The organism is Pseudomonas sp. SYWMCR5 (assembly GCF_057197165.1).
On sequence record NZ_JBXUNH010000018.1, the window covers coordinates 1 to 15,593 of the forward strand.

Annotated in this window: 13 protein-coding genes and 1 tRNA gene; all 14 read right to left on the minus strand. The window is 58.6% G+C overall.

The features are described from left to right. The coding region (locus AC2CGW_RS25090; RefSeq protein ID WP_133295916.1) for a GTP-binding protein at positions 1-92 on the minus strand (92 nt) is incomplete at its 3' end. A gap of 27 nt (positions 93-119) precedes the next feature. Continuing rightward, positions 120-2,267 carry an elongation factor G gene (fusA, locus tag AC2CGW_RS25095; protein ID WP_186670246.1) on the minus strand — a complete coding sequence of 716 codons (2,148 nt, stop codon included), beginning with the start codon at positions 2,265-2,267 and terminating at the stop codon, positions 120-122. Between the two features lie 30 nt (positions 2,268-2,297). Next, positions 2,298-2,768, minus strand: coding sequence for a 30S ribosomal protein S7 (rpsG, locus tag AC2CGW_RS25100; protein WP_003246741.1), 471 nt, complete (start codon positions 2,766-2,768; stop codon positions 2,298-2,300). Between the two features lie 106 nt (positions 2,769-2,874). Next, on the minus strand, positions 2,875-3,246 hold the full coding sequence (gene rpsL / locus AC2CGW_RS25105) for a 30S ribosomal protein S12 (RefSeq protein ID WP_003255492.1): 372 nt from the start codon (positions 3,244-3,246) through the stop codon (positions 2,875-2,877). A 210-nt stretch (positions 3,247-3,456) separates the two neighbouring features. Further along, positions 3,457-7,656, minus strand: a complete 4,200-nt coding sequence (gene rpoC / locus AC2CGW_RS25110; RefSeq protein ID WP_186670244.1) for a DNA-directed RNA polymerase subunit beta' — start codon at positions 7,654-7,656, stop codon at positions 3,457-3,459. A gap of 64 nt (positions 7,657-7,720) precedes the next feature. Next, a complete protein-coding gene (gene rpoB / locus AC2CGW_RS25115) occupies positions 7,721-11,794 on the minus strand; it encodes a DNA-directed RNA polymerase subunit beta (RefSeq protein WP_151926555.1) in 4,074 nt (1,357 codons plus the stop codon). Positions 11,795-12,014: 220 nt separating this feature from the next. Then, positions 12,015-12,383: a 50S ribosomal protein L7/L12 gene (gene rplL, locus AC2CGW_RS25120; RefSeq protein WP_054893558.1), complete on the minus strand. Its 369-nt coding sequence runs from the start codon at positions 12,381-12,383 to the stop codon at positions 12,015-12,017. 80 nt (positions 12,384-12,463) lie between these two features. Continuing rightward, the gene (gene rplJ, locus AC2CGW_RS25125; protein ID WP_029614620.1) at positions 12,464-12,964 is read right to left on the minus strand and encodes a 50S ribosomal protein L10; all 501 of its coding nucleotides are present in this window, start codon (positions 12,962-12,964) and stop codon (positions 12,464-12,466) included. Between the two features lie 203 nt (positions 12,965-13,167). Further along, complete coding sequence (gene rplA, locus AC2CGW_RS25130; protein WP_028692260.1) at positions 13,168-13,863, minus strand: 50S ribosomal protein L1; 696 nt, start codon at positions 13,861-13,863, stop codon at positions 13,168-13,170. Then, positions 13,863-14,294 carry a 50S ribosomal protein L11 gene (rplK, locus tag AC2CGW_RS25135; protein ID WP_003255500.1) on the minus strand — a complete coding sequence of 144 codons (432 nt, stop codon included), beginning with the start codon at positions 14,292-14,294 and terminating at the stop codon, positions 13,863-13,865. Before rplK ends, rplA begins: the two co-directional genes overlap by 1 nt. 119 nt (positions 14,295-14,413) lie before the next feature. Next, the gene (nusG, locus tag AC2CGW_RS25140) at positions 14,414-14,947 is read right to left on the minus strand and encodes a transcription termination/antitermination protein NusG (RefSeq protein ID WP_003255501.1); all 534 of its coding nucleotides are present in this window, start codon (positions 14,945-14,947) and stop codon (positions 14,414-14,416) included. Positions 14,948-14,956: 9 nt separating this feature from the next. Beyond that, positions 14,957-15,325, minus strand: a complete 369-nt coding sequence (secE, locus tag AC2CGW_RS25145) for a preprotein translocase subunit SecE (protein ID WP_186670240.1) — start codon at positions 15,323-15,325, stop codon at positions 14,957-14,959. A 44-nt stretch (positions 15,326-15,369) separates the two neighbouring features. Continuing rightward, positions 15,370-15,445, minus strand: a tRNA-Trp gene (locus AC2CGW_RS25150). A gap of 55 nt (positions 15,446-15,500) precedes the next feature. Then, positions 15,501-15,593 (minus strand): EF-Tu C-terminal domain-related protein (locus AC2CGW_RS25155; protein ID WP_449118062.1); only part of this gene is annotated, 93 nt, incomplete at its 5' end.

The window sequence follows — 15,593 nt, forward strand, 5'->3', positions numbered from 1 at the left end:
GCTGCGGTCAGAGTGGTCTTACCGTGGTCAACGTGGCCGATAGTGCCGACGTTAACGTGGGGAAGGGAACGATCAAATTTTTCTTTAGCCACGACAGTGAACCTCTTGCCTAAAGGGGATTAGCCTTGTTTTTTAACGAGTGCTTCGACGATGTTCGACGGAGCTTCGGCGTATTTGGAGAATTCCATGGAGTAGCTTGCGCGACCCTGAGACATGGAACGAACGTCGGTCGCGTAACCGAACATCTCTCCGAGCGGTACCTCAGCAGTGATTACCTTGCCGGACACCGAGTCTTCATTACCCTGGATCATCCCACGACGACGGCTCAGGTCACCCATCACGTCACCCAGGTAGTCTTCCGGGGTTACAACTTCGACCTTCATGATCGGCTCAAGCACCACGCCACCGCCCTTCTGGGCCAGCTGCTTGGTCGCCATCGAAGCGGCGATCTTGAACGCCATTTCGTTGGAGTCGACGTCGTGGTACGAACCGTCGAATACCGTAGCCTTCAGGCCGAGCAGCGGATAGCCGGCAACAACGCCGTTTTTCATCTGCTCTTCAATACCCTTCTGGATCGGGGCGATGAATTCCTTAGGAATCACACCACCAACGACTTCGTTGGTGAACACCAGACCTTCGGTGATGTTGCCTTTGTCGTCCACGTCCGGCTCCGAGAAACGGATCCAGCAGTGACCGAACTGACCACGACCACCCGACTGACGAACGAACTTGCCTTCGATCTCGACGTTGGACTTGGTGATCTTCTCGCGGTACGAAACCTGCGGTTTGCCGACGTTGCACTCGACGTTGAACTCGCGCTTCATGCGGTCAACGAGGATGTCCAGGTGCAGCTCACCCATACCGGAGATGATGGTCTGGCCGGTTTCTTCGTCGGTCTTGACGCGGAACGACGGGTCTTCCTGGGCCAGCTTGCCCAGAGCGATACCCATCTTCTCCTGGTCAGCCTTGGTTTTCGGCTCTACGGAGAGCGAAATTACCGGCTCAGGGAAGTCCATACGCTCGAGGATGATCGGCTTGTCGGCGTTGCACAGGGTGTCACCGGTGGTGACGTCCTTCATGCCGATCAGAGCAGCGATGTCGCCAGCGCGTACTTCTTTGATCTCTTCACGCTGGTTGGCGTGCATCTGCACCATACGACCAACGCGCTCTTTCTTGCCCTTGACCGAGTTGATGACGGAGTCACCGGAGGTCAGGAAGCCCGAGTAGACGCGGACGAAGGTCAGAGTACCCACGAACGGGTCGGTGGCAATCTTGAACGCCAGGGCCGAGAACGGCTCGTTGTCGTCAGCAGGACGCTCGTCATACTGCTCTGGAGTGACTTCATCCTTCGGCACGTCGATCAGATCAGGGTGGATACCCTTGATCGCAGGGATCTCGGTGGGCGCAGGCAGGAAGTCAATGACGGCGTCGAGAACCAGGGGAACGCCCTTGTTCTTGAACGAGGAACCGCAGACAGCAGGAACGATCTCGCTCGCCAGGGTACGGGCGCGCAGACCAGCCTTGATGTCTTCGACGGACAGGTCACCTTCTTCAAGGTACTTGTTCATCAGCTCTTCGTTGGCCTCGGCAGCAGCCTCGACCATGTTGTTGCGCCATTCGTTGGCCAGGTCCACCAGCTCGGCAGGAATCTCTTCCTCACGGTAGGTAGTACCTTTGTCGTCGTCGTTCCAGTAGATGGCTTTCATCTTGATCAGGTCAACCTGACCCTGGAAGTCGTCTTCTGCACCGATAGCCAGCTGGACCGGAACCGGGGTGTGACCCAGGCGGTTCTTGATCTGGCCGACAACGCGCAGGAAGTTGGCACCGGCACGGTCCATCTTGTTCACGTAGACAACACGCGGAACGCCGTACTTGTTGGCCTGACGCCATACGGTTTCGGACTGAGGCTCAACGCCGGAGGTGCCGCAGAACACGACGACCGCGCCGTCGAGTACACGCAGCGAACGTTCTACTTCAATGGTGAAGTCAACGTGGCCGGGGGTATCGATGACGTTTACGCGGTAGTTGTCGTACTGACCACGGGAGCCTTTCCAGAAGGTGGTAACGGCAGCGGAGGTAATGGTGATACCGCGCTCCTGCTCCTGCACCATCCAGTCGGTGGTCGCGGCGCCATCATGCACCTCGCCCATCTTGTGGCTCAGACCTGTGTAGAACAGGATCCGCTCGGTAGTGGTGGTCTTGCCCGCGTCAACGTGAGCACAGATACCGATGTTACGGTAGCGGTTAATTGCTGTAGTACGAGCCATAAAGCCCTCGCAAAATGATTGATGCTTGAATTAGAAGCGGTAGTGCGAGAACGCTTTGTTGGCTTCGGCCATACGGTGCACGTCTTCACGCTTCTTGACTGCAGCACCCTTGCCTTCGGCAGCATCCAGCAGCTCGCCGGCCAGACGCAGGGCCATCGACTTCTCGCCGCGCTTGCGGGCGTAGTCTACGAGCCAGCGCATTGCCAGAGCGTTACGACGGGATGGACGAACTTCAACCGGAACCTGGTAAGTGGCACCGCCGACACGACGGGACTTTACTTCGACCAGCGGAGCGATGGCGTCGAGAGCTTTCTCGAAGATTTCCAGGGGGTCGCTGTTCTTGCGTGCTTTGACGGTATCCAGGGCACCGTAAACGATGCGCTCGGCTACGGCCTTCTTGCCGCTTTCCATCACGTGGTTCATGAACTTGGCGAGGATCTGAGATCCGTATTTCGGATCGTCAAGGATCTCACGTTTTGCTGCTACACGACGTCTTGGCATGATAAGCCCTCAAACGGTCTTCAGGTTAGCCCGGGACGCGGGTCTTCGACCCCTGCCCGACCTTACTCTTATCGACTCAAATAAATGGATGTCTGCAAACGCCCGATTACTTCGGACGCTTGGTACCGTACTTCGAACGACCCTGGTTACGGCCTTTGACGCCCGAAGTATCCAGAGAGCCGCGAACGGTGTGGTAACGAACACCTGGCAAGTCTTTTACACGGCCGCCACGGATCAGGACGACGCTGTGCTCTTGCAGGTTGTGGCCTTCACCACCGATGTACGAGGAAACCTCGAAACCGTTGGTCAGACGCACACGGCATACTTTACGCAGTGCCGAGTTAGGTTTTTTCGGCGTGGTGGTGTACACACGGGTGCACACGCCACGACGCTGCGGGCAGTTCTGCAGCGCAGGAACGTCGGACTTCTCGACCGAACGCTTGCGCGGCTGACGTACCAGCTGGTTGATAGTTGCCATCTACTAGCTCCACTGATTGTCTTGCGACTCTATTGTCTTGCAAGAAAGCCAAAAATTGGCGAGACGGAGCCTCACCAAATTTAAGGGTACAAAAGTCTAAAGAGGATCTTGCACCCAGTCAAGACAAGGCCCCGACCCTTCCTGCCCGATCATCGGCAACAAATCATGTCACCGAGGCTCGGGAGGAAGGGGCCGGGGCCCCGCCTCTTCTTAGTTGCCGCTGGAGTTCAGCGCTTCGGTCAGTGCGGCTTCCACCTCACTGGCGCTCACACGCAGCGGCTTGTCGGCATCACGGCGACGCTTGCGCTCGCTATGGTAGGCCAGACCGGTACCGGCCGGGATCAGACGACCCACGACCACGTTCTCTTTCAGGCCGCGCAGGTAGTCGCGCTTGCCGGTTACCGCCGCTTCGGTCAGTACGCGGGTGGTTTCCTGGAAGGAAGCCGCGGAGATGAACGACTCGGTCGACAGCGAGGCCTTGGTGATACCCAGCAGGACACGGGTGAACTTGGAGATGAACTTGTCTTCACTCGCCAGACGCTCGTTCTCTACCAGTACCTGGGTCAACTCCATCTGGTCGCCCTTGATGAAGCTGGAATCGCCGGACTCGGAGATCTCAACTTTACGCAGCATCTGACGCAGGATGGTCTCGATGTGCTTGTCGTTGATCTTCACGCCCTGCAGGCGGTAAACGTCCTGAATCTCGTTGACGATGTACTTGGCCAGCGCGCTGACACCCAGCAGACGCAGGATGTCGTGCGGATCGCTCGGACCGTCGGAGATGACTTCGCCGCGGTTTACCTGTTCGCCTTCGAAGACGTTCAGGTGGCGCCACTTCGGAATCAGCTCTTCGTACGGATCGCTGCCATCGGTCGGCGTGATGACCAGGCGACGCTTGCCCTTGGTCTCTTTACCGAACGCGATGGTGCCGCTGACTTCAGCCAGGATCGACGCTTCTTTCGGACGACGCGCTTCGAACAGGTCGGCAACGCGTGGCAGACCACCGGTGATGTCACGAGTCTTCGACGTTTCTTGCGGAATACGCGCAATAACGTCACCGACACCGATCTGGGCACCGTCAGCCACACCGACGAGGGCGTTGGCCGGCAGGAAGTACTGAGCCGGTACGTCGGTACCTGGCAGGTACAGGTCCTTGCCGTTGGCATCGACCATCTTGATGGCCGGACGGATTTCCTTGCCAGCGGCAGGGCGATCCTTGACGTCCAGGACTTCAATGTTGGTCAGACCGGTCAGTTCGTCGGTCTGGCGCTTGATGGTGATGTTTTCTTCCATGCCCACGAAGGTCACGGTACCTTTCAGTTCGGTAACGATCGGGTGGGTGTGCGGGTCCCACTTGGCGACGATGGCGCCAGCTTCGACCTTGTCACCTTCCTTGACCGAAATCACCGCACCGTAAGGCAGCTTGTAACGCTCACGTTCACGACCGAATTCGTCGGCAATGGCCAGCTCGCCGGAACGCGATACCGCGACCAGGTTGCCATCGGCACGCTCGACCTGCTTCAGGTTGTGCAGACGCACCATGCCGCCATTCTTCACCTGGACGCTGTCGGCAGCCGAGGTACGGCTTGCAGCACCACCGATGTGGAAGGTACGCATGGTCAGCTGGGTACCCGGCTCACCGATCGACTGTGCAGCGATAACGCCGACAGCTTCACCGATGTTCACCTGGTGACCACGAGCCAGGTCACGACCGTAGCACTTGGCGCAGATGCCGTAGCGGGTTTCGCAGCTGATCGGCGAACGCACGACCACTTCGTCGATGCTGTTCAGCTCGATGAACTCAACCCACTTCTCGTCGACCAGGGTGCCGGCAGGAACGATGACGTCCTCGGTACCTGGCTTGAACACGTCGCGGGCGATGACACGACCCAGTACACGCTCACCCAGCGGCTCTACAACGTCGCCACCTTCGATGTGCGGCGTCATCAGCAGGCCCTGGTCGGTGCCGCAGTCGATCTCGGTCACGACCAGATCCTGCGCCACGTCTACCAGACGGCGAGTCAGGTAACCGGAGTTCGCAGTCTTCAGTGCGGTATCCGCCAGACCTTTACGAGCACCGTGGGTCGAGATGAAGTACTGCAGTACGCTCAGACCTTCACGGAAGTTCGCGGTGATCGGCGTCTCGATGATCGAGCCGTCCGGCTTGGCCATCAGACCACGCATACCGGCCAGCTGACGGATCTGTGCAGCGGAACCCCGCGCACCCGAGTCAGCCATCATGTACATCGAGTTGAAGGACTCTTGCTCGACTTCCTTGCCCTCGCGGTCGATGACCTTCTCTTTCGAGAGGTTGGCCATCATCGCCTTGGACACTTCGTCGTTCGCCTTCGACCACAAGTCGATGACCTTGTTGTACTTCTCGCCCTGGGTAACCAGGCCCGAGGCGTACTGGCTTTCGATTTCCTTCACTTCATCGGTAGCAGTACCGATGATGCGGGCTTTTTCGTCCGGGATAACGAAGTCGTTAACACCGATCGAGACGCCGGAAATGGTCGAGTAAGCGAAACCGGTGTACATCAGCTGGTCAGCGAAGATCACGGTCTCTTTCAGACCAACCACGCGATAGCACTGGTTGATCAGCTTGGAGATCGCCTTCTTCTTCATCGGCTGGTTGACCACGTCGTACGGCAGACCTGCCGGAACAACCTGGAACAGCAGCGCACGGCCGACGGTGGTGTCGACGATACGGGTGTTCTTGACCACCGAGCCATCACGCTCTTTCACGGTCTCGTTGATACGGACCTTGATTTTCGCGTGCAGGGCAGCCTCGCCGGCGCGGAATACGCGGTCGACTTCCTGCAGGTCAGCGAACACGCGACCTTCGCCCTTGGCGTTGATGGCTTCACGGGTCATGTAGTACAGACCCAGTACAACGTCCTGCGAAGGAACGATGATTGGCTCACCGTTGGCTGGCGACAGGATGTTGTTGGTAGACATCATCAGCGCGCGCGCTTCGAGCTGGGCTTCCAGGGTCAGCGGCACGTGAACGGCCATCTGGTCACCGTCGAAGTCGGCGTTGTACGCGGCACAGACCAGCGGGTGCAGCTGAATCGCCTTGCCTTCGATCAGCACCGGCTCGAACGCCTGGATACCCAGACGGTGCAGCGTCGGTGCACGGTTCAGCAGGACGGGGTGTTCGCGGATGACTTCGGCGAGAACGTCCCAGACCTCTGGCAGCTCGCGCTCGACCATCTTCTTGGCGGCCTTGATGGTGGTAGCCAGACCACGCATTTCCAGCTTGCCGAAAATGAACGGCTTGAACAGCTCGAGGGCCATCTTCTTCGGCAGACCGCACTGGTGCAGGCGCAGGGTCGGGCCTACGGTAATTACCGAACGACCGGAGTAGTCCACGCGCTTACCGAGCAAGTTCTGACGGAAGCGACCTTGCTTACCTTTGATCATGTCGGCCAGCGACTTCAGCGGACGCTTGTTCGAGCCAGTGATGGCACGACCGCGACGGCCGTTGTCGAGCAGGGCGTCGACCGCTTCCTGCAGCATGCGCTTTTCGTTGCGCACGATGATGTCCGGCGCCGACAGATCGAGCAGGCGCTTCAGACGGTTGTTACGGTTGATCACCCGACGATACAGATCGTTCAGGTCGGAGGTCGCGAAGCGGCCGCCATCCAGCGGAACCAGCGGACGCAGGTCCGGCGGCAGCACTGGCAGGACGGTCAGGACCATCCACTCAGGCAGGTTGCCCGAGCCCTGGAAAGCTTCCATCAGCTTCAGGCGCTTGGACAGCTTCTTGATCTTGGTTTCGGAGTTGGTCTGTGGAATCTCTTCGCGCAGACGACCGATCTCGTGCTCCAGGTCGATCGCGTGCAGCAGTTCGCGGACAGCCTCGGCACCCATGCGGGCGTCGAAGTCGTCACCGAACTCTTCCAGCGCTTCGAAGTACTGCTCGTCGTTCAGCAGCTGACCCTTCTCGAGGGTAGTCATGCCCGGATCGATCACCACGTAGCTCTCGAAGTAGAGCACGCGCTCGATGTCACGCAGGGTCATGTCCATCAGCAGGCCGATACGGGACGGCAGCGACTTCAGGAACCAGATGTGGGCGACCGGCGAGGCCAGCTCGATGTGCGCCATGCGCTCACGACGAACCTTGGCCAGGGCAACTTCAACGCCGCACTTCTCGCAGATCACACCGCGGTGCTTGAGGCGCTTGTACTTGCCGCACAGGCACTCGTAGTCCTTGACTGGGCCAAAGATCTTGGCGCAGAACAGGCCGTCACGCTCAGGCTTGAACGTACGGTAGTTGATGGTTTCCGGCTTCTTAACTTCACCGAACGACCACGAACGGATCATTTCAGGCGACGCCAGACCGATGCGGATGGCGTCGAACTCTTCGACTTGACCCTGGTTTTTCAGCAAATTCAGTAGGTCTTTCAAGGCCTTTCCTCCTGGCGGAGCAGGAAGCGGGCTGTACCAGCCCCGCTCCCCTTCGCGTCACGTGTTATTCGGTTTCCAGATCGATATCGATACCGAGCGAACGGATCTCTTTGATCAACACGTTGAAGGACTCGGGCATGCCCGGCTCCATACGGTGATCGCCATCCACGATGTTCTTGTACATCTTGGTACGGCCGTTCACGTCGTCCGACTTCACTGTGAGCATTTCTTGCAGGGTGTATGCCGCGCCGTATGCTTCCAGCGCCCACACTTCCATCTCCCCGAAACGCTGACCACCGAACTGCGCCTTACCACCCAGCGGCTGCTGGGTAACCAGGCTGTAGGAACCAGTGGAACGCGCGTGCATCTTGTCGTCCACCAAGTGGTTCAGCTTGAGCATGTACATGTAACCAACGGTCACAGGACGCTCGAACTTGTTGCCGGTACGGCCGTCGAACAGCACCATCTGGCCGCTCTCTGGCAGGTCGGCCAGCTTCAGCATGGCCTTGATCTCACGCTCCTTGGCACCGTCGAAGACAGGCGTCGCCATCGGCACACCTTTCTTGAGGTTGTTGGCCAGGGCGAAGATCTCTGCGTCGGAGAACTCGTCGAGGTTTTCCTGACGACCACCGATCTCGTTGTAGATCTCGGTCAGGAAGGTGCGCAGCTCGGCTGCCTTGCGCTGCTCTTCGATCATGCGGTCGATCTTCTCGCCCAGACCTTTGGCCGCCAGGCCCAGGTGGGTTTCGAGAATCTGACCGACGTTCATACGCGAAGGTACGCCCAGCGGGTTCAGTACGACGTCGACCGGAGTACCGTTGGCGTCGTGCGGCATGTCTTCTACCGGCATGATCACCGAGACGACACCCTTGTTACCGTGACGACCGGCCATCTTGTCACCCGGCTGGATGCGACGGCGGATTGCCAGGTAGACCTTGACGATCTTCAGTACGCCTGGAGCCAGGTCATCGCCCTGCTGCAGCTTGCGCTTCTTGTCTTCGAACTTGTCGTCCAGCAGACGGCGACGATCGACGATGTACTGCTGAGCCTTTTCCAGCTGCTCGTTCAGTGCATCTTCGGCCATGCGCAGTTTGAACCACTGGCCGTGCTCCAGACCGTTCAGTACGTCGTCAGTGATCACGGTGCCTTTCTTCAGGCCCGCACCACCGTCGACCACCTGGCCGTTCAGAGCAGAACGCAGACGCTCGAAGGTCGCGCCTTCGACGATGCGGAACTCTTCGTTGAGGTCCTTGCGGATCTCGTCCAGCTGCATCTTCTCGATCGCCAGGGCGCGGCTGTCGCGCTCAACGCCATCGCGGGTGAAGACCTGTACGTCGATGACGGTGCCCTTGGTGCCGGTCGGCACGCGCAGGGAGGTGTCTTTGACGTCGCTGGCCTTCTCACCGAAGATCGCACGCAGCAGTTTCTCTTCCGGCGTCAGCTGGGTCTCACCTTTCGGAGTGACCTTGCCGACCAGGATGTCGCCGGCGCCGACTTCGGCACCTACGTAGACGATACCGGCTTCGTCCAGCTTGTTCAGCGCAGCCTCACCCACGTTCGGGATGTCCGCGGTGATTTCCTCTGGGCCAAGCTTGGTGTCACGGGCCACACAGGTCAGTTCCTGGATGTGGATCGTGGTGAAGCGATCTTCCTGGACCACACGCTCGGACAGGCAGATGGAGTCTTCGAAGTTGAAGCCGTTCCACGCCATGAACGCGATGCGCATGTTCTGGCCCAGCGCCAGTTCACCCATGTCGGTGGACGGGCCGTCGGCCATGATGTCGCCACGCGCGACCACATCACCCTTGCTCACCAGCGGACGCTGGTTGATGCAGGTGTTCTGGTTCGAACGGGTGTACTTGGTCAGGTTGTAGATATCCACACCTGCTTCACCGGTCTCGACTTCGTCGTCGGCCACACGCACGACGATACGGCTGGCGTCGACCGAGTCGATCACACCACCGCGGCGAGCCACGACGCAGACGCCGGAGTCACGGGCGACGTTGCGCTCCATGCCAGTACCTACCAGCGGCTTGTCGGCACGCAGGGTCGGTACAGCCTGACGCTGCATGTTCGAACCCATCAACGCACGGTTGGCGTCGTCGTGCTCGAGGAACGGAATCAGAGAGGCAGCAACGGAAACAACCTGCTTCGGCGAAACGTCCATCAGGGTGACGTCTTCCGGCGCCTTGACGGTGAATTCGTTCAGGTGACGGACCGCTACCAGCTCGTCGATCAGGTGCTTCTGCTCGTTCATCGCAGCCGAAGCCTGGGCGATGACGTGATCAGCTTCTTCGATCGCCGACAGGAACACGATGTCGTCGGTGACCACACCCTCTTTCACCACACGGTACGGGCTTTCCAGGAAGCCGTACTGGTTGGTGCGGGCGTAGGCCGCCAGGGAGTTGATCAGACCGATGTTCGGACCTTCCGGCGTCTCGATCGGGCACACGCGGCCGTAGTGGGTCGGGTGTACGTCACGAACTTCGAAGCCTGCGCGCTCACGGGTCAGACCGCCCGGGCCGAGTGCAGAGACACGACGCTTGTGGGTGATCTCGGAGAGCGGGTTGTTCTGGTCCATGAACTGCGAGAGCTGGCTGGAGCCGAAGAACTCTTTCACCGCCGCCGCAACCGGCTTGGCGTTGATCAGGTCCTGCGGCATCAGGCCTTCGCTTTCAGCCATCGACAGACGCTCTTTGACCGCACGCTCGACGCGCACCAGGCCAACGCGGAACTGGTTCTCGGCCATCTCGCCGACGCAACGCACACGACGGTTACCCAGGTGGTCGATGTCGTCGACGATGCCCTTGCCGTTACGGATGTCGACCAGGGTCTTCAGTACATCGACGATGTCTTCCTTGCTCAGCACGCCCGAACCTTCGATTTCGGTACGACCGATACGACGGTTGAACTTCATGCGGCCGACTGCGGACAGGTCGTAACGCTCGGCGCTGAAGAACAGGTTGTTGAACAGGGTCTCGGCGGCGTCCTTGGTTGGCGGCTCGCCTGGGCGCATCATGCGATAGATTTCGACCAACGCTTCCAGCTGGTTGCTGGTGGTATCGATCTTCAGCGTATCGGCGATGAACGGACCGCAGTCGATATCGTTGGTGTACAGGGTCTCGATGCGAACGACCTGGGCCTTGGCGATCTTGACCAGCAGATCGGTGGTCAGCTCGGTGTTGCACTCGGCCAGGATTTCACCAGTTGCCGGGTGCACGATGGCCTTGGCAGTGGTACGGCCAATCATGTACTCGAGCGGAACGTCCAGCTGCTTGACGCCAGCTTTCTCGATCTGGTTGATGTGGCGCGCAGTGATACGGCGGCCTTGCTCGACGATGACCTTGCCGGTGTCGTCGGTGATGTCCATGACCGCAACTTCACCGCGCAGGCGCTGGGCAACCAGCTCCAGGCTCAGCTTCTCACCGGAAACGTGGAACACGTTGGTGGTGTAGAAGGTGTCCAGGATCTCTTCGGTGCTGTAGCCCAGGGCGCGCAGCAGTACGGAGGCCGGCAGCTTGCGGCGACGGTCGATACGGACGAACACGCAGTCCTTCGGATCGAACTCGAAGTCGAGCCAGGAGCCGCGGTAAGGAATGATGCGAGCGGAGTACAGCAGCTTGCCGGAGCTGTGAGTCTTGCCACGGTCGTGGTCGAAGAACACACCAGGCGAACGGTGCAGCTGGGAAACGATCACACGCTCGGTACCGTTGATAACGAAGGTACCGTTCTCAGTCATCAGGGGGATTTCACCCATGTAGACTTCTTGCTCTTTGATGTCCTTGATCGCTTTGTTCGACGATTCCTTGTCGAAGATGATCAGGCGCACCTTGACCCGCAGTGGGACCGCGAAGGTCACGCCACGCAGGACACATTCCTTCACATCGAAGGCAGGCTCGCCCAGGCGATAGCCTACGTACTCCAGGGCAGCATTGCCGGAGTAGCTGATGATCGGGAATACCGATTTGAAGGCCGCATGCAGACCGACGTCGCGGAACTGATCCTTGGATGCTCCCGCCTGCAGGAATTCGCGATACGAATCCAGCTGGATGGCCAGGAGGTACGGCACATCCATGACGTCCGGCAACTTGCTAAAGTCCTTGCGGATACGTTTTTTCTCAGTGTATGAGTAAGCCATCAGCGTTCCCCAGCTTGGTCACCTGCTTGTTTGGCTTCTCCCGGCGGGAGCAGCCAGAAAATCGTGCAAACCCCTTGGTTTGCGCCACCCACATGGGTGTCTTGCAGCTCGTTATCGGGGCCGACCTGATCGGCCACCAATAACGGAAAAAGGCCGGTGGCACAGGCCACCAGCCATCAGCCCTACGCTTGACGCTCAGGCTGCAGTCGCAAAGTCGAAATTACTTCAGCTCGACTTTAGCGCCAGCTTCTTCCAGCTTCTTCTTAGCGTCTTCAGCGGCTTCTTTCGAAACGCCTTCAGCTACAACCTGAGGAGCGCCATCGACTTTCTCTTTGGCTTCTTTCAGGCCCAGACCGGTCAGCTCGCGAACGGCTTTGATGACGTTCACTTTCTTGTCGCCGGCTTCAACCAGGACAACGTTGAACTCGGTCTGCTCTTCAACAACGGCAGCGGCAGCAGCTGGGCCAGCGGCAACAGCGGCAGCAGCGGTAACGCCGAAGGTTTCTTCCATTGCTTTGATCAGTTCAACAATTTCCAGAACGGTTTTCTGGCCGATTGCTTCGATGATTTGCTCGTTAGTCAGAGACATGACTATGAATTCCTGTATTGGGGGACAGCCTTACACGGCCATCAAATTAAACGTTTGATTTCGAGAGAAGCTACGCCGCCTTAGGCAGCAGCGGCTTCTTTCTGGTCGCGCAGAGCTGCCAGGGTACGAGCCAGCTTGCTGGTTGCACCTTGGATTACGCTCATCAGCTGTGCGATAGCCTCGTCGCGAGTTGGCAGGGTTGCCAGCACGTCGATCTGGTTAGCGGCAAGGAACTTGCCGTCGAACGCAGCTGCCTTGATCTCGAACTTGTCCTGACCCTTGGCGAATTCCTTGAACAGACGGGCAGCAGCGCCCGGGTGTTCGTTGGAGAACGCAATCAGGGTAGGGCCGGTGAAGGCGTCGTTGAGGACACTGAATTCAGTGTCAGCAACAGCGCGCTTGAGCAGGGTGTTACGTACGACACGTACGTATACGCCAGCTTCACGAGCCTCTTTACGGAGTCCGGTCATTGCGCCTACAGTCACACCACGGGCATCGGCCACGACAGCGGACAGAGCGACTTTGGCAGCCTCGTTGACTTCAGCGACGATGGCCTTCTTGTCTTCGAGTTTAATTGCCACGGGTTTACTCCTGGTTTCTACCGTTTCATCTGGCCGAGGCCGGATGTCGTTTTGGTGTCTGATTCGCGAGCGAATCGGGAGCACCATCTGCGTAGGCTTGTGTTTTAAGACTTGCGTCGCCTACGGTCTTGGATAGCCCCCGCCAGGCAGGGACCCCAATCTTGTTGCAGCCGGCGCGCTCGAAAGACCGCGCCGACTTTGCATTACACGTTCAGCGAGCTCTGATCGATGATCAGACCTGGGCCCATGGTGGTGCTCAGGGTAACGCGCTTGACGTAGATACCTTTCGAAGAAGCTGGCTTGATACGCTTCAGATCAGCGATCAGGGCTTCAACGTTTTCCTTCAGCTTGCCAGCTTCAAAGCCGATCTTGCCAACGGAGGTGTGGATGATACCGTTCTTGTCGGTACGGTAGCGAACCTGACCAGCCTTGGCGTTCTTGACGGCAGTGGCTACGTCCGGGGTCACGGTACCGACTTTCGGGTTAGGCATCAGGCCGCGAGGACCCAGAACCTGACCCAGCTGACCGACAACGCGCATGGCATCAGGGGATGCGATGACGACGTCATAGTTCAGGTCGCCGCCTTTCATTTCGGCAGCCAGATCGTCCATACCTACGCGGTCAGCGCCGGCAGCCAGAGCGGCCTCGGCAGCTGGGCCCTGGGTGAAGACGGCAACGCGTACGGTCTTGCCAGTGCCGTGCGGCAGCACAGTAGCGCTACGAACGACCTGGTCGGATTTACGCGGGTCAACACCGAGGTTTACGGCGATGTCGTACGACTCGACGAATTTGGCAGCCGGCAGCGAAGCCAGCAGGGTAGCGGCCTCTTCGAAGTTGTAGGCCTTGCCTGCTTCGATTTTCTCGGCGATTGCCTTTTGACGCTTAGTCAGCTTAGCCATTACACACCCTCCACGTTCAGGCCCATGCTGCGGGCAGAGCCAGCGATGGTGCGTACAGCTGCATCCAGGTCAGCGGCGGTCAGATCAGCCTGCTTTGCCTTGGCGATATCTTCCAGCTGAGCGCGGGTGACGGTACCGACCTTGACGGTGTTCGGACGAGCCGAACCGCTGGTCAGGCCAGCAGCTTTCTTCAGCAGAACCGAGGCAGGGGTGCTCTTGGTTTCGAAGGTGAAGCTACGGTCACTGTAGACAGTGATGATCACAGGAGTCGGCAGGCCGGCTTCTTGACCCTGAGTACGGGCGTTGAAGGCCTTGCAGAATTCCATGATGTTCACACCGTGTTGACCCAGTGCTGGACCAACGGGTGGGCTTGGGTTGGCCTGGCCGGCCTTTACTTGCAGCTTGATATAAGCCTGAATCTTCTTAGCCATGAGCTACTCCAAAATCGGGTTCGAACGCCTGGTGGCTCCCCGGATGACTTGCGTTTTATCCCAGTGACGACAAAACCCCGCAGCACATAGGGCTGCGGGGTATGGGATGCATCGTTCAGCTAGACCTTCTCGACCTGACTGAACTCGAGCTCTACCGGAGTAGAGCGACCGAAAATGAGCACTGCAACCTGCAGGCGACTCTTCTCGTAGTTAACTTCTTCGACGCTACCGTTGAAATCAGCGAATGGACCGTCAATGACGCGAACCACTTCACCCGGCTCGAACAGCGTCTTCGGCTTGGGCTTGTCACTGCCATCGGCAACGCGACGCAGGATAGCCTCAGCCTCTTTATCGGTGATCGGCGCGGGCTTGTCCGCGGTACCACCAATGAAACCCATGACGCGAGGGGTGTCCTTGACCAAGTGCCAAGTCCCTTCGTTCATTTCCATCTGCACCAGGACGTAGCCCGGGAAGAATTTACGCTCACTCTTGCGCTTCTGGCCGTTGCGCATTTCGACGACTTCTTCGGTCGGGACGAGAATCTCGCCAAACCCGTCTTCCATGCCTGCCAGCTTTACGCGCTCGATGAGGGAGCGCATTACATGCTTCTCGTAACCCGAGTAAGCATGCACAACATACCAACGCTTAGCCACGAGACACCCTTAGCCAACAATCAAGGAAACCAACCAACCGAGCAGGGAATCGAGACCCCACAACAGCAGCGCCATAACGAGCACCACAGCCACAACGATCAAAGTGGTCTGAGTAGTCTCCTGGCGGGTTGGCCATACGACTTTACGAATTTCGGTACGAGCTTCCTTCGCCAGCGCAAAGAACGACTTACCCTTCGCAGTCTGCAGAGCAACAAAGCCTGCGACAGCTGCCAGGGCGAGCAGCGCGAGGACGCGGTACAGGATAGGAGCAGCGGAGTAATACTGATTACCCACGACACCTACGACAACCAATGCAACTACAGCCAGCCACTTGAACAGATCAAAACGCGATTCTTGGGCTTCAGTTTTGGGAGTCATCGGGGAGGATCCTGTAAGAAGAAAGCCAATCACACCGAGGTGAATGGCAGGTCAGGAGGGAATCGAACCCCCAACCTACGGTTTTGGAGACCGTCGCTCTGCCAATTGAGCTACTGACCTGTAACGCTGTATCAGGCCGGCCATTATGCCGGCCTGATTTAGATAAATCAACTACTTATTCAATAATCTTCGCTACGACGCCGGCGCCGACGGTACGACCGCCTTCACGGATGGCGAAGCGCAGACCGTCTTCCATTGCGATGGTCTT